The sequence below is a fragment of the Natronococcus sp. JC468 genome (genome assembly GCF_012163165.1).
Classification (GTDB): Archaea; Halobacteriota; Halobacteria; order Halobacteriales; family Natrialbaceae; genus Natronococcus; species Natronococcus jeotgali.
Genome location: NZ_JAAVUO010000001.1, coordinates 237,379 through 256,355, shown reverse-complemented (window position 1 = coordinate 256,355; position 18,977 = coordinate 237,379). Strand labels below are relative to the sequence as shown.

Here is an 18,977-nt window from a genome sequence, read left to right as displayed (position 1 = left end):
GGTCCCGCAAGCCGGCACTTCCCGCAGTTTCGGACGTTTCGCCCGTGTCGGCTCGAGGAGCCGGTAGAAAATCCGTCGGCGGTTTCAGTTCGCGCTCGAGTCGTCGGCCGCGGCTTCGTCACCCTCTGTCGCGGGGTCGGCGGCCGACTCCGGCGTTCCGCCGTCGGTCTGCTGGAACTCTTGGTCCATCTCCTCGATCACCTCGTCGGGGTCGGTGATCTCGGACGGATCCTCGCCTTCCTTGATCGCCTGGGCCTCCTGTTCCATCGCCTCGACGTCCATCTCGGCTTCCTGATCGATCTCGCCGATGATTTCGGCGATGTCGTCGAGCCCGATCAGCTCGCGGGTCTCCGCGTCGAACTCGAGGCTCTCGAGCTGGTCGCCGTCTTCTTTGACGTCGCTGCCAGAGAGGTGCTTGCCGTAACGGCCGACCATCGAGGTCAGTTCCTGCGGCATGACGAACGTCGTCGACTCGCTCTGGCCGATCTGTTCGAGCGTCTCCATTCCCTGATCGATGATGGCGCGTTCGCCCATCGATTCGGCGGATTTCGCCCGCAGGACAGTCGAAATCGAGTCACCCTGCGCTTCCAGGATCTGGCTCTGCTTTTCACCCTGGGCGCGGATGATCTCGCTTTGTTTGTCACCTTCCGCCTTCTCGACGGCGCTGCGGCGTTCACCCTGGGCCTCGAGGATCATCGCGCGCCGTTTCCGTTCGGCGGAGGTCTGTTGTTCCATCGCGCGCTGGACGTCCTTCGAGGGGTTCACTTCCCGCACTTCGACGCTCTCGACGCGGATGCCCCACTCGTCGGTGGGCTCGTCCAGTTCCTTGCGGATCTTGGCGTTGATCTCCTGGCGTTTGTTCAGCGTGTCGTCCAGTTCCATGTCGCCAAGCACCGCCCGCAGGGTCGTCTGGGCGAGGTTCGAGACCGCTTTCTTGTAGTCGTCGACCTCGAGGAAGGCCTTCTTCGCGTCCATCACCTTGATGTAGACGACGGCGTCGGCGGTCACGGGGGAGTTGTCCCGCGTGATCGCCTCCTGCCGGGGGACGTCTAAGGTCTGGGTTCGCATGTCGAACCGATAGGTGTTCGAGACGAACGGCGGGACCCAGTTGATCCCGGGCTCGAGCAGTTTGCGGTACTCGCCGAAGACGGTCAGCGCGCGCTTCTCGTAGGCGTCGACGATCTCGATCGCGCTGAGCAGCGCGGCGACGACGACGACGAGGACGAGCGCACCGAGAAACAGCAGTGCACCGCCGGTTTGCATGGGGAGTAATTCGATCGCCATACGTCGATCTTGTGGCGGTGAGGGGAAAAATGTTCCTCCAACCAACATATCGCGACCGCTCAGCCGGACTTCTCGGTCTCGGGCTCGCGAATCGAGTCGTCAGTGCTCGAGTCCCCGGATCCGGTCTCGTCGACCGTCGGCTCCCCGGCGCTCGAGGACTCGCGGGCGAGCGCACGGTCGATCTCGTCCTCGCCGATCGAATCGAGCGACTCGACGGTCAGGACGTTCCCGCCGCCGGGGTCGAGGACGATGATCTCCTCGCCCTCCTCGATGGTACCGCCCGCGGTTCGAGCGCTGTAGTAGGGGGCGAACCCGCCCTGCTCGAGTTTGACCTCGCCGCCGCGGTTCGTGACGGTCTCGGTCGCGTACCCCGTTGCCCCCGCCAGCGACTCCGAGTCGGAGGTCTGGGGCGTTCCCTTTCCGCCGTAGAAGTCGAACTCGCGGTAGACGTAGGTCGCGGCGAGCCCGATCGCCAGCGTCAGCGCCGCCAGCACGAGCACGTTGGCCGCCGGCGGGAACACCACCCCGACGAGTCCCGCGCCGACCAGGGCGATGCCGATGACGATGAGGTGGGCCCCCGGCGACAGCGCCTCGAGCCCCATCAACACGAGACCCGCCGCCAGCAACGCGAGGGGGATGTTCTCGAGGAGAACTTCGATCATGTCCCATGCTAAGGTCTCGCTGCGATTAAATGTTTAGTGGGGCCGGATCGGCGCCGAACTCGATCAGAACGGAAGCGAGACCACGCGGACGAGCACGAGCAGCATCGCGGCCGCCCCCAGGACGACGAACAGGACGTTCTCGAGGGCGGGATCGCCCGGTTCGATCGGCGTCGAACTCGGCTCCGGGGCGTAGGGATCGTCCTCGCTCTCGTCCGCGCGGTCGCTCGAGAGGTCGATCGGGATTCGGTCGCCGTCGGTCGCCGAGCTGGCGTCCGCGGCGCCGCGGACGTTTCGGACCGTCGTGCGCTCGTCGGTCGGCTCCGCCGGACGGTCCCGCGTCCGGTCGTCACCCTCGCGTCGGTCGCCGGAGGCGTCGCCTGCCATGCCGACACGTTGTGGCGCCGCGATCAAAAACCCGCGGTCGACGCGGTCAGTTTCGCTCGGTACGGTCGCCGATCGTGCCGCCGTAGACGACGCCGCGTTCGGCGTCGAGGGTCACGGTCGCCCCGTCCTCGAGCTCGGCGACGTCGGCGCCGCTGATCATCGGGACGTCGATCTCGCGGGCGATCAGCGCCGGGTACCCCGTCATCCCCCGCTGGGCGTTGACGATGCCGCCGATGCGGTCGAGGTCGCCCTCGAACTCGTCGTCAAACTCGGACTCGAGGGCGACGATCGCGCCGTCGGGAATCCCCGAGAGGTCGCCGCTCCGGAGGCGCACGATCGGCCCGGTCGTCCGTCCCTCGACGACGACCCGCCCCGTCGTCAGGGCGTCCGCGGCGACGTGGACCTTCATCATGTTCGTCGTGTTCGCGCCCTCGAGGTCGGTCATCATGCCACAGAGGACGACGACGGTGTCGCCGCTGTCGGCGACGCCGGCGTCCAGCGCCGCCTGGACCGCCTTCTCGACGACGGCGTCGGCGCCCTGATCGGAGACGCGGGCGTACAGCGGCGTCACGCCCCACGAGAGCGCGAGCCGGCGACGGACGTCGTCGTTCGGCGTCGAGGCGACGACGGGAACCCCGGGGCGGTACTTCGCCGTCTTCAGCGCCGTGTAGCCGGACTCGGTCGCGGCGACGATCGCGTCGGCGCCGACGTCCCGGGCCATGTAGCGCGCGGATCGGGCCAGGGCGTCGGTCCGGGCCTCGCCCGCGGTCGGGACGCGTTGCTCGAGGGTTTCGGCGTACTCCTCGGAGCCCTCGACCTCGCGGACGATGCTGTCCATGGCGTCGACGACCTCGGTCGGGTGGTCGCCGATCGCCGTCTCCGCCGAGAGCATGACCGCGTCGGTGCCGTCGAGCACGGCGTTGGCGACGTCCGACGCTTCGGCCCGCGTCGGCCGTCGGGCGTGGACCATCGAGTCGAGCATCTCCGTCGCCGTGATGACCGGCGACCCCGCCTCGCGACACTTGCGGATGATCCGCTTTTGGATCATCGGGACGTCCTCCATCGGACACTCGACGCCCAGATCCCCGCGGGCGACCATGATCCCGTAGGACGCCTCGATGATCTCGTCGAGATTCTCGACGGCGCCCGCCCGCTCGATCTTCGAGATGACCGGGACGTCCTCGGCGCCTAACTCCTCGAGCACCTCGCTGACCTCGTAGACGTCCTCGGCGTCGCGGACGAAACTCGCGGCGACGAAGTCGACTTCCTTCTCCGCGCCGAGCTCGAGGTCCCGCCGGTCGGGTTCGGTGACGATGTCGAGATCGAGATCGACGCCCGGGACGTTGACGCCCTTGCGGCCGCCGAGCTCGCCGCCGGTGTCGACACGGGCCCGGACGACGCCCGCCGAACGCTCGAGGACGGTCGTCTCGATCAGTCCGTCGTCCAGCAGGATCCGATCTCCCGCCTCGACCTCCTCGATCGGCAGGGAGAGCCCGATCCGATCGGGAGCGGCCTCCTCGCCCTCGACGAACTCGATCTCGGAGCCCGTCTCGATGGAGACGGTCTCGCCCTCCGGCAGCGGCGCCGTCCGGATCTCCGGGCCCTTCATGTCGAGCATGACGGCGACCGGTTCGTCGGTTTGCTCGTCGACCGCGCGCACGCGGTCGATCAACGCCGCCCGGTCCTCGAGGCTCCCGTGGCTCGCGTTCAGTCGCGCGACGGACATGCCTGCGTCGGCCAGCGCCGCGATCGAGTCCCGGTCGTCCGAAGCCGGACCCAGGGTACAGACGATCTTCGCGTTTCTCATGTCGTCTGCTAGCGCGAGCGCAGTCAAAAAGCTGCCTGGTTTACTCGGACGCGAGTACACATCTTGCCCGTCGTGTGCCACGGGAACCGTTTTCCGCCGTTCGCCCCTCCCACCGAGTATGCCGACGTTCGCCTCCATCGTGCAGCTCGCGGACCGAGACGTCCAGAACGTACAGGAGCTCGCCTCGGTCTGGGGCGAGATCCGAACGGAGTTCGAGGACCACGATACCACGCTCGAGGACTCCTACGCGATACTCGGCGAGCACGACTTCCTGGTCATCTTCGAGGCGCCCGATCAGGACGCGGCGTACAAGGCCGCACTGACCCTTCACCGCCACGGGCTGGACGCACAGACGATGGCGCTGAAAGATACTGACGACTTCGCGGACCTCGTCGACGAAGTCTGAGGCGGCGATCAGCCGTTTCTACGGTCGAACGACCGACCGACAACACAACGCCGCGACGGCTACCACGACCATCGTCAGCCAGACGGTGTCCGTTTCGTTGCCGACGAGGTGGACCGTTCCGAGGTATCCGAGCAGGTAGCCTACCGAACCTTCTCGCCGACGTCGGCGTCACCGTGGGTCGTCAGCAGGTCCGCCTCCTCGCCCGCCGCGAGGACCATCCCGTTCGATTCGACGCCGAACAGCTCGGCGGGCTCCATGTTCGCCAGCAGGATACACTTCTGACCGGGCAGCTCCTCGAGGTCGTGCAGTTGCTTGATCCCCGCGACGACCTGGCGGGTCTCGAAGCCGATGTCGACCTCGAGGCGGGCGAGGTCGTCGGCACCCTCGATTCCCTCAGCCGCTTCGATGCGGCCGACGCGGATGTCCAGGTCCTGAAACTCGTCGAATCCGATGCGGTCCTCGAGCAGGGGCTCGAGGTCGTCAGCGGTCGTCTCGTCGTCTGCCATATCCCCGGCTTCGTCCGAGTCCGTTTCGTCGCTTTCGGTTTCCTCGTCTCCGGCCGCAGCCACGCGCTCCTCGAGCTTCTCGTTGAGCGCCGCGACGCGGTCGTCCTCGATCTTCTCGAACAGCTCGCCGGGTTCCTCGAAGTTCCGGGGTGGCGTCTCGAGGGCTGCCTCGAGACCGGCGTCCGCGATGTCGCTCTCCTCGCCGATCTGGTCCCACAGGAGCTGGGACTTCTCGGGGGTGATCGGCTCGAGCAGCACGGCGACGGCCTTGGCGATCTGGACGCAGTCGCGGATGACCTGTGCCGCTTTCTCCGGATCGTCGTCGGTGAGCTTCCAGGGCTCGTTGCGCTGGATGTACTCGTTGCCGAACTGCGCCAGGCGGGTCGCTGCCTGGCCGATACCCCGAAGTGAGTAGTCGTTGACCGCCTCGCGGACCTCGCCGATGGCGCCCTCGATGCGCTCTTCGACCTCCTCGGAGACGTCGGCGTCCGGGGTGCCCTCGAAGTTCCGGTAGGCAAAGAGCAGCGAGCGGTACCAGAAGTTGCCCACGGTACCGACGAGTTCGCCGTTGACCTTCTCCTGGAAGGCGTCCCACGAGAAGTCGACGTCCTGCTGGAGGCCGCCGGTCGTCGTCAGGTAGTACCGCAGCAGGTCGGGGTGAAAGCCCTCCTCGAGGTACTCCTCGGCCCAGATCGCGCGGTTGCGGCTCGTCGAGAGCCCCTTCCCGTTGATCGTGATGAAGCCGGTCGCGGCGACCGCACGGGGGGCGTTGTAGTCGGCGCCCTCGAGCATCGCGGGCCAGAAGATCGTGTGGTGCTGGATGATGTCCCGGCCGATGACGTGGACGATCTCGCCGTCCTCCTTCCAGACGCGCTCCCAGTCGTACTCCTCGGTCCCGACGCGCTCGCTGTACTGTTTCGTCGAGGCAATGTACTCGATCGGGGCGTCGACCCAGACGTAGAGGACGACGTCTTCCTCCTCGGAACCGGGGTAGTCGATGCCCCAGTCCATGTCCCGCGTGAGACACCAGTCCTGCAGCCCCTCCTCGATCCACTGGCGGGGCTGGTTGCGCGCGTTCGAGGTCCCCTCGAGGCCGTCGAGGAACTCGGTGAGGTAGTCGGCGAACTCCGAGACCCGGAAGAAATTGTGGGTCCGTTCGCGGTACTCGGCCGGGTTGCCGGTGATCGTACTCTTCGGGTCCTCGACCTCGCCGGGCTCTAAGTGGCGCTGACAGCCCTCGTCGCACTCGTCGCCGCGGGCCTTCGCGCCGCAGTAGGGGCAGGTCCCCTCGACGTAGCGGTCGGGCAGGTACTGGTCGGCGTCGGGGTCGTAGGCGACCTGGATCTCCTTCTCGTAGACGTACCCCTCCTCGTCTAGGGTTCGGACGATCTCCTGGGTGAGTTCGGTGTTGGTCTCGTCGTGGGTGTGCCCGTAGTTGTCGAACTCGACGTTGAACTTCGGGAACGTCTCCTCGTACTGTTCGTGCCACTCCAGCGCGAACTCCGCGGGGTCGACGCCCTCCTGTTCGGCGTTGACCGCGACGGGCGTGCCGTGCATGTCCGAGCCGGAGACGTACGCGACCTCCTGGCCGAGCGTCTCGAGCGCGCGGCTGAACGCATCCGCGCCGATGTACCCCCGCAGGTGGCCGATGTGGAGGTCGCCGTTCGCGTAGGGCAACCCGCAGGTGACGATCGCGGGACTGTCCGTCGGAAAGTCGTCGGTGCTCATATCTGTGGTCTGTCGGTGGCGGGCGTAAAACCCGCCGGTTTTCGGTCGATCGTTCGAACGGGACGATCCGCGTCTGCGTCGGGACGAGCAGCCGGGTTTCGAGTCCGCGCGGCGACCGTATGACCGGTGGTTCGCGGCTCTCCTCCCGACGGCGCTAGCGCTGCCTCCGCATAGAACGAGCACCGATCGCAGCGCACGCTGTCATCGTACTCCGTCGTCGCTCCGGAAGCGACAAAAACCTACCGCGCACTCGCTCGAGTCACTCTCCCGAGTCGGAGCCCGTGGTCCAGACGTCCGGCAGTTGGCCGGCTCGGCTGCCCAGCAGCAACGCGAGACCGACGAGCATGGATCCGAAGAAGACGACGGCGAACGGCGCGCCCCCGAGGGGCAACACTGCCGCGACGGCGGTGACGACCCACGCCAGCCAGGCCAGCGCCTCCCAGGGCCGACCCCCGCGGAGCCGCCAGGTCGACAGCGACAGCAGGAAGCCGCCGAGCAGCGCCGCGACGACGGCCCCCTCGAGCACCGCCGAGGACGCGGCGAGACCGAGCACGCCGACGAGCGCGACGCCGTCGAGTCGGTCCATCAGTCGTCGCCGGCGACGGGAACGCTCGCGCGCACCTCGAGTCGGTCCAGATCGGCGACGAAGGAGGCGAGCATCTCGCGGGTGACGTGGGGCATGCAGACGACCCGGAGTTCGCCCGTCGCGGTCCGGGAGATGCGCCACCCCTTCGCCCGGAGCGCCTCGAACGTCGGTCGGGGGACCGACGCCGCGACCAGCGGCAGGGTCGGGTCGACGACCTCGTACCCGCGCTTCTCTAAGGCGTCGGCCAGCCACTCGGCGTTGCGCTGCGAGCGGAGGTACTGCTCGCGGTAGCCCTCGGGCCACAGCGTCCGCATTGCCGCGACGGCGCTTGCGACGCCGGCTCCCGAGCGGGTTCCCGTCAGCGTTGCCTGGGCGGTCGACTCGAGGTAGGGCGTGTCGACGGCGAGCTCGTCGAGCAGCGACTCCGAACGTGCGAGCAGTCCGCCCGCGGGCACGGCAGCCCGGCCCATCTTGTGGGGATCGATCGCCATCGTGTCGACGGGCGCGTGATCGAAGCCCCACTCGTAGTCCGTAAAGGGAAGGACGAACCCGCCCCAGGCGGCGTCGACGTGGAGCAGGGCACCGACCGAGTCGGCGATCTCGCCGAGTTCGGGAATCGGATCGACCCGACCGTACTCCGTGGTTCCCGCGACGCCGACGACCAGGGCGGTGTCGGCATCGACGCTGGCCCGAACCGCCTCGAGGTCCGCACGGTGGTCGTCGTCGGTCGGGACGAGCCGAAGCTCGACCTCGAGGACGTCCGCGGCTTTCTGGAAGCTGAAGTGGGCTGCTTCGGAGACGACGACGTTCGGTCTCGGCGAGTCGGTCCGCTCGCGGGCGATCCGGACCGCCTGGACGTTCGCCTCCGTTCCCCCGCTGGCGACGTAGCCGGCGGGGTCGGCCAGACCCGCGATCTCGCCGAGCAGGGCGACGGCCTCGTCCTCGAGGGCCGCGACCCGCTGGTAGGTGGCGGGGTCGCCGGGGTTCGTCGCGAGAAACCGTTCGGCCGCATCGCGCGCGTCCGGGTGGGGCTCCGTACACATCGACGAGAGGACCCGGTCGAACGCCTGCGGCTCCGCTTGCATATCACTCAGCAGTCGGGTCAGCCGCTTAGTAGTTGCGTTCCTTCCGGACGGTTCGTCCTCGAGGGTGGCGGTCTGCTCGAACGTGGCACGACGGGGTTGTTCGTATTTTCGAGGACGAACGGAGAGAGGGCGGCAGGTCGAAGCCGAGTAGTATCGTCCCGTGGAGCGTCGAAACGATCGAACGCGGGAATATCGAATTTCGGCAGGGGAGAATCGGGGACAGCCCCGTCGATAGGACGGTTGCCGAACGTACTGACTACCTTCGGTCCGAAACGACCGCCTGGTAGCCGACACGAAAGCGCGAATCGAGCGACTGTCCTCGATCAGCGTACCGAGTCGAGCAGCAGTTTCTGCTCGACGCGTTTGACCTCGTGTTGGACGTCGCGGACGGCGTCGATGTTCGCCGAGACCGAGTGGATCCCCTCGTTGACGAGGAACTGGACCATCTCGGGTTTCGAGCCGGCCTGGCCGCAGATGCTCGTATCGACGTCGTGTTCGCGGCAGGTCTCGATGACGTCGCCGATCAGCCGCAGCACGGAGGGGTGAAGTTCGTCGAAGCGGTCGGCGACGTGCTCGTTGTTGCGATCGACCGCGAGCGTGTACTGGGTGAGGTCGTTCGTTCCGAACGAGGCGAAGTCGATCCCCGCGTCGGCCATCTCCTCGACGGCCAGCGCCGAGGCGGGCGTCTCGATCATCACGCCCCAGGTGCGCTTCTCGGGGTCGATCCCCGCCTCGGTCATGAGCCGTTTGGTCCGGTAGACGTCCTCGGCGTCGTTGACCAGCGGGAACATGATCTCGACGTTGTCGTAGCCCATCTCGTACAGCCGCCGGAATGCCTCGAGTTCGTGAGCGAAGACGTCGGGCCGATCGAGCGAGCGGCGGATCCCCCGGTAGCCGAGCATCGGGTTGTGCTCGGCGGGTTCGTCCTCGCCGCCCTCGAGCTGGCGGAACTCGTCGGTCGGCGCGTCCAGCGTCCGGACGCGGACGGGACGGGGGTAGAACTCGTCGGCGACGCCGCGGATCCCCTGGACGAGCTCCTTGATGTAGGCGTCTTCGCCCTCGTCGTCGATGAACTTCGCGGGCGTCCGGTTCAGCGAGAGGATCATGTGCTCCGTTCGCAGGAGTCCGACGCCGTCGGCCCCGGTCGCGGCCGCCCGCTCGGCGGCCTCCGGAATGGAGACGTTGACCTTGACCTCGGTCGCGGTCATGGGTTTGACCGGGGACTGCGGGCGGACCTCCTCGACGGGTTCGGCCTCCTCGTCGGGCGAGACCGTATCGCCCTCGAGGACGGCGCCCTTGTCGCCGTCGAGGGTGACGACCTGGCCGTCCTCCAGCGTCGTCGTCGCGTTGGTCGTGCCGACGATGGCGGGAACGCCCAGTTCGCGGGAGACGATGGCTGCGTGGCTGGTCATCCCGCCCTCGTCGGTGATGATGCCGGCGGCGCGTTTCATCGCGGGCACCATGTCGGGCATCGTCATCTCGGTGACGATGATGTCGCCCTCGCCGACCTTGTCGAGCTCGTCGAGCTTGGTGACGATCCGGGCGGCGCCACTGACCCGACCCGGGCTCGAGCCCAGGCCGTCGACTAGCACGTCGCCCGTTCCGGCTCCGGCCGCGCTCTCGGAGCCGTCGGCAGCCTGGGCCTGCGTCCCGCTGCCGTCGGTGATCCCCTCCGTGATGTCGCCGGTTTCGGTGGCGTCCGTCGCGTCGGCGCCGCCCTCGTCGATCGTCGTGATCGGTCGCGACTGCAGCATGAAGACCGCTCCGTCGCCGGACTGCGTCCGGCTGCTCGATGAGCGTTGCTCATCGCTGTCGAGAATTGCCCACTCGACGTCCTGGGGGGTGTCGTAGTGGTCCTCGACGCGCTCGCCGAGTTCGACGAGCCGCTCGATCTCTCCGTCCGAGAGGACGCGCGCGTTCCGTTTCTCCGCCGGAACCTCGATCTCTCGGGTCTCGCCGGTTTCCTCGTCTTTGGCGTGCATCACCTTCTTCTCGGCGACGGTGACGTCGACCGATCGGTCCTCGCGGGAAATGACGTAGTTGTCCGGCGAGACGGCGCCGGAGACGACGGCCTCGCCCAGACCCCACGCGGCCTCGACGATCATCGTCGGATCGCCCGTCGAGGGGTGGCTCGTGAACATGACGCCCGATTTATCGGCGTCGACCATCTGCTGGACGACGACCGCGATGTTGACGACCGAGTGGTCGAACCCCTTCTCCTGGCGGTAGTAGATCGCCCGCTGGGTGAACAGCGATGCCCAGCACTCCCGGACCCGATCGAGCAGGTCCGCCTCGGTGACGTTCAGGTACGTCTCCTGTTGCCCGGCGAAGGAGGCGTCGGGGAGGTCCTCGGCGGTCGCCGAGGAGCGGACGGCGACGAACGCCTCCTCGCCGTCCTCGCCGACCTGCCGGTAGGACGCGAGGATCTCCTCGCGCAGGTCGTCGGGAAACGGCGTCTCGAGGATGAGTTCCTGTGCGCGCTCGGCGGCTTCGGGGCGCCCGCCGCGGTCCGCCCCGCGGCCGCCGCCGGCCGCGAACAGCTCCTCGCCGATGTTCGCGTTCTCGATGAACGATCGGTAGGTCCCCGCAGTTACGACGAATCCGGGTGGGACGGGAAGTCCAGCGCCCGTGAGCTCGCCCAGAGAAGCTCCCTTGCCGCCGACCTGCTCGAGGTCACCGGCGCTGATCTCGTCCAACCAGAGTACAGCCATCTGTAGCTGGAAGGTCACCGGACCGGCTAAAGAAGGTTGCGAACGGACCGCACAATTCACAACTCGCGGTCGAATGAGTTTGCTCGACGGGCGGCAATTTTAGCGTGTTAGGGGACTGATACTCCGTGGAACGTCCCTGGCAGGGAGGATCAGGGCTCGAGGATCTCGTCGTCCTCGGCGTCCGGAACGGCGATGCGACCGTCGAGGGCCGTCACGCCGCGTCCGCCCACCCGGACGCGGTCGCTGACTCGGACCGAGACGGTTCCGGGTCGGTCGACGTAGTGGCCCTGCTCGAGGCGCAGCTCCTCGGGGAGGTCGTCGTCGAACGCGCCGAAGCGGTCGAGGTACGCGCCGACGGCCCCGCTCGCGGTTCCCGTGACGGGATCCTCGGGCACGCCGAGGCCGGGTGCGAACATTCGCCCGTGCAGCGTCGACTCGCGCTCGAGGGCGTCGAACGTGAAGAGGTAGATCCCGGCCGCCTCGAGCTCGGCGGTCAGCTCCTGGATCGCGTTCGCGTCGGGCTCGGCCGCGCCGAGATCCGAGAGGTAGGTTATCGGGACGATCAGGAACGGGAGTCCCGTCGAGGCGACCGCCAGCGGGATGTCGTCGCTGGCCCCCTCGAGCGCGGCCGCCTCGACGCCGAGGGCGTCGGCGACGCGATCGTAACCGACGTCGACCTCCCGGATCGTCGGTTCGTTCTGAGTCATCCAGACCGTGCCGTCGGCCTCGACCTCGATCTCGAGGACCCCGACGTTCGTCTCGAGGGTCGTCGTCCCCCGCTCGAGCCCCTCCTCACGGAGGTGGGCGTAGCTGCCGATCGTCGCGTGCCCGCAGAGGTCGACCTCCTGGCTCGGCGTGAAGTATCGGATACGGCGGTCGGCCTCGTCGCTCGAGCGGAGGAAGGCGGTCTCGCTCAGCGCCAGCTCCCGGGCGATCGCCTGCATCTGGTCGTCGCTAAGTCCGTCGGCGTCGGGGACGACGCCGGCGGGGTTTCCCGTCAGCGGCTCGTCGGTGAACGCGTCGACCTGCAGGACCCGAATCGTCTCCATACGTCGGCCTCGAACGGCCGCGGCATCAAACCATCGCCGTTCACCGGTCCCCGGTCGGCTGCACGGAGTCGGCGCAGGTCCGTCACCCGAGATCGCTCAGTCGCCGTCGGCTTCCTCGAGCGCGTCCGCGTCCGTATCGACGAGCTCCGAGAGTTCGCTCGAGTCGTGAGTCCCGACCGGCGGCAGGTTCGCCTCGGCCGCGGACGAGGTTTCGAGGTCCGTCTCCGCGTCGAGCCGCTCTATCTCCCCGGCCTCCCGCGGCTGGTCAGACCCCCACGGGGCCTGACTGCTTCGAGAATCGCGACGCGATTCTCGAACGTCCCGGTCGATCCGCATCGAGCAGAACTCGGCGCCGCACATCGAGCAGAACCGGGCCTCCTTGTAGTTGTCCTCGGGCAGCGTCTGGTCGTGGTAGTCGCGGGCACGGTCGGGGTCGAGCGCGAGGCGGAACTGCTCGCGCCAGTCGAACTCGTAGCGGGCCTCCGAGAGCGCGTCGTCCCAGTCGCGGGCGCCGGGGCGTTCGTTCGCGACGTCGCCCGCGTGGGCGGCGATCCGGTAGGCGGCGAGCCCGTCGCGGACGTCCTCGGCCTCGGGGAGGCCGAGGTGCTCCTTCGGGGTCACGTAACACAGCATCGCCGCGCCGGCCCGGGCGGCCATCGCGGCGCCGATCGCGCTCGTGACGTGGTCGTACCCCGGCGCGATATCGGTCACGAGCGGGCCGAGGACGTAAAAAGGCGCGCCGTCGCAGACCTCCTGTTGGCGCTCGACGTTCTCCGCGACCTTGTGCATCGGGACGTGTCCCGGTCCCTCGACCATCACCTGGACGCCGCGTTCCCGGGCGCGACGCGTCAGATCGCCCAGCGCGTCCAGCTCGGCGTACTGGGCCTCGTCGCAGGCGTCGGCCAGACTGCCCGGCCGCAGGCTGTCCCCCAGACTGAACGTGACGTCGTGTTCGGCGAAAATCTCGCAGATGTCGTCGTAGCGCTGGAACAGCGGGTTTTGCTCGCCGTGAGCCTCCATCCACGCGGCCATGATCGAACCGCCCCGCGAGACGATCCCCGTCTTGCGCCCGTCGGTCAGCGGCAGGTGCTCCGCGAGGATCCCCGCGTGGATCGTCATGTAGTCGACGCCCTGCTCGGCCTGAGTCTCGACGACCTCGAGCAGGAGGTCTTTCGTGAGCTCCTCGGGGCTTCCGGCTCGTTTCACCGCCTCGTAGAGCGGGACCGTCCCGATCGGCACGGGCGAGTGTTCGACGTGCGTTTCGCGGATCGCGCCGAGATCGCTCCCGGTACCGAGATCCATCACGGTGTCGGCGCCGTAGTGGACCGCGGCGTGGAGCTTCTCGAGTTCCGTCTCGAGGTCACTCGACTCGTCGCTGTTACCGATGTTGGCGTTGACCTTGGTCGCGAACTCGCGACCGATGATCATCGGGTCGAGCGCGTCGTGAGCGACGTTCGACGGGATCACCGCCCGTCCGTCCGCGACCTCCTGCCGGACGAACTCCGGATCGCGGTTCTCCCGTTCGGCGACGCGGTTCATCTCCGGCGTGACGACTCCCTCGCGGGCAGCCCGAAGCTGCGTTCGAACCATTCATTACCAAGTGATACCACCAAGTCATAAATATACGTCGTTGCGCGGTCGGTCCGTTCACTACTCAATCCTGCCGCCGGCGACCGCGACGGAGAACACGTCGTTCGCGCCGTCGGGGACGTCGATATCGACCGCGACCGCGCGTCGAAGGTCGTCGCCGCCGGCTCCCGGGTCGGGGACGTCGAACGTCCGGCGTTCGTCCGCGACCTCGAGCCAGTAGCTGCCCGGTTCGCTCGCCGTAACGACGACCGTCGCCCCGATCCGGGAGCGAGGACGGGGCGGCTCGTCGAACGTGAGCGACTCCAACTCGAGGATCGGACCCTCCAGAGCGACCTCGAGATCGGTCGCGAAGGTGGTCGTGTAGACGGGGGCGTCCCGCTCGTCGCCCGCGTCGTCGCCGTTTTCCTCGTCTCCGCCGTCGTCGGCCCCGTCGTCCTCGCCCGGCTCCTCGAGGAGGATCTCGACCCCGAGTTCCCGCTCGACGTTCCCGATCCGGTTGCAGATCGTCTGCTGGGCCGAGCCCGCGAACAGCAGGCCGACGAGCTCGCCGTCCTCGAGGAAGACCGGGGAACCGCTGTCGCCGCCCTCGGACATGTAGCCCGCGATCAGCTGGTCACGCAGCCGCACCGTCCCCTGCTCGGCGCCGAACTCGACCGCGACGCTCGCGCTCGTGGCCTCGACGGTGGCGCTGGTAACCCCCGTCGTCCGTCCCGTCTTGGTCACCGTCTCGCCGCGGAGTTCGTCGTACGCGTCCCGGCGGACGCCCGTCGGCCACGCCTCGTCGAGTTCGGCGTACCGATCCGACTCCCGCTCCGGGTCGACGGACCGCGCGGCGACGTCGACGCGAACGCCGTCCTCGACGGGGACGTAGCCGACGAGTTCGCCGACCTCGTCGTTGGGACCGCCGCCGTCGTGGGGCGAGGGCTGGAGGATCGACTCGCCGAGGTCGGCCGCGTTCGAGCGCGCGTAGACGTGATTGTTCGAGAGCCGAACGAGGTCGTTCGGTTCGATCGCCTCGTCCCAGAGCGCGTCGCCGTCTCCCGTAACCCGCGCGGGGTAGGGGCCCCCGGTGCCGGCGGTCAGGTTCGCGTTGGCCTCGCTCGCGCCGGCGGGAACCGGTCGCCGGCGATCGCTTCTTCCCGCCGCGGCCTCGGGAACCGCCTCGAGCGTCGACAGCGCGTCGAACCCCTCCCGTTCCTCGTCGTAGCCGGCGTCGACGACGTCGACGGTGACGTCGGCGTCGCCGACCTCGCGAACCCGTTTCTCGACGTCGTCCTCGTCCGCGAGCGCGTCGGGGGGCAGTTTTCGGGAGACGAACACCCGCACCTCCCGTTCGTCCTCGTCGTAGTCGACGCCGATGACGTTCCTGCACTCGAGCAGGTACTCGAAATCCTGGGTTGTGGGCATAAGTTGAAGTCATATCGTGTACGTACCGAACTCCCTTAGCTGTGCGGATGCGTCGCACGCCTCGAGGCGGCGCTCGATTCAGTCCAACTTATGAGGACGGGGCGAATTCCTTCGGATAGGTGGCCACCAGATGTCCGACCTACCGGACGATTTCGACTGTACGATAACGAACTGGGACTACATTTACAGCCTCTGTCGCGACGTCAGCGGCGAGGTTCGTCGTGACGAATTCGAGCCGGACGTCATCGTCGCACTCGCCCGCGGGGGCTGGTTCGCGGGCCGCTGTATCTGCGATTTCCTCGGTCTCGACGATCTGACGAGCCTGAAGATGGAACACTACGTCGGAACCGCCGAGAAAAGCGGCGAGCCGTCCGTTCGGTACCCGATGCCCGAGGGCAGCGTCGAGGGAAAGGACGTCCTCATCATCGACGACATCGCCGACACGGGGGGATCGATCGAGCGCGCCTACGAGTACGTCGACGAGCGCGACGCCGACGAGGTCCGCACCGCGACGCTCCAACTCCTCCAGACCAGCGAGTACGAACCCGACTACATCGGCGAGCGCCTCGAGGAGTGGACCTGGGTCGTCTACCCCTGGAACTTCATCGAGGACATGGTCGATCTGATCTCGGGAGCGATGGAGCGGGCCGACCAGGAGACGTTCACCAGCGAGGAGATCCGCCACTACCTCTCGGAGTTCCACAGCATCGAGCGCATGGAGATGGAGATCGCCCAGCCGGACCGCCTCCAGGAGGTGTTGCGGGAGATGGATCGGCGGGACGTCGTCGAGATGGTCGACCACGGCGAGTGGGCGCTGGTCGAGTAGTCGACCGACGTCGGTCGCCGACGCTCCGAACGGTACCGAGATCGTCTCCGAGCGTTCGCGTTCGAGGACGCGCCTCGAACGGAGTTGCCCCGTCTCACGCTGTCGCGGCCCGCGCCCGAGAGGACTACCGACGTACGAAACCGCTCGAGACACGTGAACGGCCGGAAGACGGCCGATTATTCGACCGACTGCGCCGTCGCGGGCTCCTCGTCGGTTCCCCGTCGGGACCGCTCCTCGCCTTCCGCGTCGACGAGCGACCCCTTCCACGTACCGCGGGCGAACCACGCGAGCGCTGCGAGCGCCCCGATCACGTCGCCGGCGACGACGCCGAACCAGATGCCGGCCGTTCCCCAGTCGGCGACGAAGATGAGGACATAGCTGACCGGAACGCGCGCGACCCAGAGCGTCACCACCGAGAACACCAGCGCCGTCTTCGTGTTACCCGCGCCGCGGAACGCCCCGAGGATCACCTGAAGGACGCCCATGAAGACGAACATGGCCGCCGCGATCCGCAGGTAGGTCGTTCCGTAGGCGAGCGTCTCCGCCCGACCCGCCTCGTCGGCCGTCAGGAAGACGCCGACGATCGGCTCGGGGAACAGGACGGCGATCGCCCCGGCCGCGAGCATCACCCCCGCGATCGCGCCCGAGGCGATCCAGGTCGCCCGCTCGGCTCGCTCGGGCCTGCCAGCGCCCAGGTTCTGGCCGACGACGGTGTCGGTCGCCTGACCCATTCCCATCGCCGGGAGAAAGGCCAGCGAGATGAGCCGGTTGCCGAGCCCGTAGGCCGCGACGACCGCGGGCGGGAACGTCGCGACCATCGCCGTCATCCCCACCATCGCGAGCGAACTCATCGACTGTTCCGCCGCCGTCGGCACGCCCAGTCGAACGATTTTCGAGACGTACTCGAGGCGAGGAACGAGGTGATCGGCCTCGATCTCGGGACCGACGTCGGTGCACCACAGGAGGTAGAACCCGATCCCGGTCGCGATCGCCCGTGAGAGGACCGTCGCGACGGCAGCGCCCTGGATCTCGAGGCGAGGAACCGGTCCGACGCCGAAGATCAACAGCGGGTCAAGCGCGAGGTTGAACACGACGCTGACGAACATCACGCGCATCGGTGCACGCGCGTCGCCGTAGCCGCGCATCAGCGAGACGAACACGAAGAAGCCGAACAGAAACGGCGCGCCGAGGAAGAACACGCGCATGTAGTCGGCCGCGAGCGGAACGATCCGTGCCTGGGTGTCCGGGTCGGCGGGTAACAGCGCGAGCATCGGATCGGTTACGAGGTAGCCGACGATTCCGAGGGCGATCGCGACCGTTGAGATGATCGAGATCGTCTGTCCGGCGATCAGTCCGCCCTTCCCGCTCTCGGCGCCAGTGTGCTGTGCGATCAGAATCGCTCCCGCAGCCGTGAACCCGCCGCCGACCGAGATCAGCAGGAAGATCAGCGGGAACGCGAGGCTGAGCGCGCCGACGGCGTCGGGCGAGAGCGCGCCGAGCCAGAACGTGTCGCCGACGTTGTACGCGACCTGCAGGAGCTGGATGACGATCAGCGGCCAGGCGAGGCGGAACATCGGGCGGACGAGACCGCCCTCGGTGAGCGCCCGTTCCCGTTCGGGTCCCCCCGCGGGATCGTCCTCCGTCTCGCTCGTCGGCGCGGCTCCGTCGGCATCCGGATCGGAGGACATTACGAATCGAAATACGCTCGGCGTACTTGAACTCTCGTGGGCAGTGGTAGCAGGGGCCGAACTCGAGCCGCGGAACCGACCTCCGTTCGGTTTCGTCAGCCGTCTGTATCGTACCGTTTACGTCCCCGCCCGTTCGACGTCCGTTTATGACCATCGGAGTTATCGGCGGCAGCGGGATCTACGAGGCACTGCCACTCGAGAACGTCTCGACGAAGTCGGTCTCGACGCCGTACGGCGAGCCCAGCGAGGACGTCACCCTCGGCGAGCTCGGCGGGAAAGAAGTCGCCTTCCTCCCGCGTCACGGCGAGGACCACCAGCACACGCCGACGGGAGCGAGCTACCGGGCGAACATCTACGCGCTGAAGTCCGTCGGCGTCGATCGGGTGATCTCGACCAACGCCGTCGGCAGCCTCCGCGAGGAGCTGCCGCCCCGGACGCTCGTCGTCCCGGACCAGATCTACGACCGAACGAAACACCGCACGCCGACCTTTTTCGGCGACGGAATGGTCGTCCACATGAGCTTCGCCGAACCGTACTGTCCGGCGCTCGCCTCCCATCTCGCCGACGCCGCCCGCGAGGCCACCGACGCCGAGGTCGCCGAGGACGGGACCTACGTCTGTATCGAGGGGCCCCAGTACTCGACCCGCGCCGAGAGCGAGTTCTACCGTGAGCAGGGGTGGGACATCGTCGGCATGACGACCGTCCCGGAAGCGAAACTGGCCCGCGAGGCCGAACTGAGCTACGCGACCGTCGCTGGCGTCACCGACTACGACGTCTGGAAGGAAGACAGCGAGGTCACCCTCGAGGAGGTTCTCGAGAACGCCGAGGCCAACCAGGAGTCGATCAACGCCGTCGTCGAGCATGCGATCCGAACGATGCCCGAGGACTTCGAGAGCGAGGCCTGGTCGGCGCTCGAGGGGACGATCAACACGCCCTCGGAGGCGATCCCCGAGGAGACCCGCGAGCGAGTCGATCTGTTGGCCGGCCAGTACCTCGACTGACGACCGTCGATCGACGCCAGTTCATTTCGCGGAACGGTTTTCGTTCGGAAACCGGTCCGTTATCGACCGCGTAGCCGCCTCGTAACGATCGGATAGTGAGTCCCACGTTCCACGGGTGGCCGACGGAGTCGGCGACGGGACCGTTATCAGGATCTTATCCGAGTTCTGCGACCGCATCGCATACCAAATATCGTTGGAACAACCCCTATCACCGTTTCCCCCGTTCCTCCGTGTAGGAGACGCAAGCCGCCGAAGCG

The 18,977-nt window shown here is 67.7% G+C and carries 15 protein-coding genes; 3 read left to right on the top strand and 12 right to left on the bottom strand.

Translation table 11 applies throughout. The annotated features are described in order from the left end of the window. Positions 1–84 precede the first annotated feature (84 nt). The 4 genes from GWG54_RS01385 to pyk all read right to left on the bottom strand — a co-directional run bounded on the left by GWG54_RS01385 (position 85) and on the right by pyk (position 4,137). The gene (locus GWG54_RS01385) at positions 85–1,284 is read right to left on the bottom strand and encodes an SPFH domain-containing protein (RefSeq protein WP_167936066.1); all 1,200 of its coding nucleotides are present in this window, start codon (positions 1,282–1,284) and stop codon (positions 85–87) included. Between the two features lie 59 nt (positions 1,285–1,343). Beyond that, a complete protein-coding gene (locus GWG54_RS01380) occupies positions 1,344–1,946 on the bottom strand; it encodes an NfeD family protein (RefSeq protein WP_167936065.1) in 603 nt (200 codons plus the stop codon). Between the two features lie 63 nt (positions 1,947–2,009). After that, complete coding sequence (locus GWG54_RS01375) at positions 2,010–2,330, bottom strand: hypothetical protein (RefSeq protein ID WP_167936064.1); 321 nt, start codon at positions 2,328–2,330, stop codon at positions 2,010–2,012. A 46-nt stretch (positions 2,331–2,376) separates the two neighbouring features. Further along, positions 2,377–4,137 (bottom strand): pyruvate kinase, encoded by a 1,761-nt coding sequence (gene pyk, locus GWG54_RS01370; RefSeq protein WP_167936063.1) that lies wholly within the window; start codon positions 4,135–4,137, stop codon positions 2,377–2,379. 118 nt (positions 4,138–4,255) lie between these two features. Here pyk and GWG54_RS01365 point away from each other — a divergent pair, with 118 nt between their 5' ends. Then, positions 4,256–4,543: a GYD domain-containing protein gene (locus GWG54_RS01365; RefSeq protein ID WP_167936062.1), complete on the top strand. Its 288-nt coding sequence runs from the start codon at positions 4,256–4,258 to the stop codon at positions 4,541–4,543. 140 nt (positions 4,544–4,683) lie between these two features. Here GWG54_RS01365 and metG read toward each other — a convergent pair whose 3' ends face one another. From metG to GWG54_RS01330, 7 genes are all read right to left on the bottom strand, one after another. Continuing rightward, positions 4,684–6,777 (bottom strand): methionine--tRNA ligase, encoded by a 2,094-nt coding sequence (gene metG / locus GWG54_RS01360; RefSeq protein ID WP_167936061.1) that lies wholly within the window; start codon positions 6,775–6,777, stop codon positions 4,684–4,686. A 259-nt stretch (positions 6,778–7,036) separates the two neighbouring features. Next, on the bottom strand, positions 7,037–7,363 hold the full coding sequence (locus GWG54_RS01355) for a hypothetical protein (protein WP_167936060.1): 327 nt from the start codon (positions 7,361–7,363) through the stop codon (positions 7,037–7,039). Next, the gene (gene mfnA, locus GWG54_RS01350; RefSeq protein ID WP_280842082.1) at positions 7,363–8,460 is read right to left on the bottom strand and encodes a tyrosine decarboxylase MfnA; all 1,098 of its coding nucleotides are present in this window, start codon (positions 8,458–8,460) and stop codon (positions 7,363–7,365) included. The genes GWG54_RS01355 and mfnA overlap by 1 nt, the downstream gene beginning before the upstream one ends. A 311-nt stretch (positions 8,461–8,771) precedes the next feature. After that, positions 8,772–11,159 (bottom strand): phosphoenolpyruvate synthase, encoded by a 2,388-nt coding sequence (gene ppsA / locus GWG54_RS01345; protein ID WP_167936059.1) that lies wholly within the window; start codon positions 11,157–11,159, stop codon positions 8,772–8,774. 149 nt (positions 11,160–11,308) lie between these two features. Continuing rightward, entirely contained in the window at positions 11,309–12,208 is a 900-nt protein-coding gene (locus GWG54_RS01340) for a PhzF family phenazine biosynthesis protein (RefSeq protein ID WP_167936058.1), read from the bottom strand. A gap of 96 nt (positions 12,209–12,304) precedes the next feature. After that, positions 12,305–13,798, bottom strand: a complete 1,494-nt coding sequence (gene thiC / locus GWG54_RS01335) for a phosphomethylpyrimidine synthase ThiC (RefSeq protein ID WP_167936057.1) — start codon at positions 13,796–13,798, stop codon at positions 12,305–12,307. A 60-nt stretch (positions 13,799–13,858) separates the two neighbouring features. Further along, entirely contained in the window at positions 13,859–15,205 is a 1,347-nt protein-coding gene (locus GWG54_RS01330) for a S46 family peptidase (protein WP_167936056.1), read from the bottom strand. Between the two features lie 130 nt (positions 15,206–15,335). On the opposite strand from GWG54_RS01330, the gene GWG54_RS01325 reads away from it, so the two are divergent. Further along, positions 15,336–16,031 carry a phosphoribosyltransferase gene (locus GWG54_RS01325; RefSeq protein ID WP_167936055.1) on the top strand — a complete coding sequence of 232 codons (696 nt, stop codon included), beginning with the start codon at positions 15,336–15,338 and terminating at the stop codon, positions 16,029–16,031. A gap of 176 nt (positions 16,032–16,207) precedes the next feature. Here the strand turns inward: GWG54_RS01325 and GWG54_RS01320 are convergent, their stop codons facing one another. Further along, positions 16,208–17,605: an MATE family efflux transporter gene (locus GWG54_RS01320; RefSeq protein WP_245242727.1), complete on the bottom strand. Its 1,398-nt coding sequence runs from the start codon at positions 17,603–17,605 to the stop codon at positions 16,208–16,210. A gap of 260 nt (positions 17,606–17,865) precedes the next feature. On the opposite strand from GWG54_RS01320, the gene mtnP reads away from it, so the two are divergent. Beyond that, a complete protein-coding gene (mtnP, locus tag GWG54_RS01315) occupies positions 17,866–18,720 on the top strand; it encodes an S-methyl-5'-thioadenosine phosphorylase (RefSeq protein WP_167936053.1) in 855 nt (284 codons plus the stop codon). Positions 18,721–18,977: the final 257 nt, after the last annotated feature.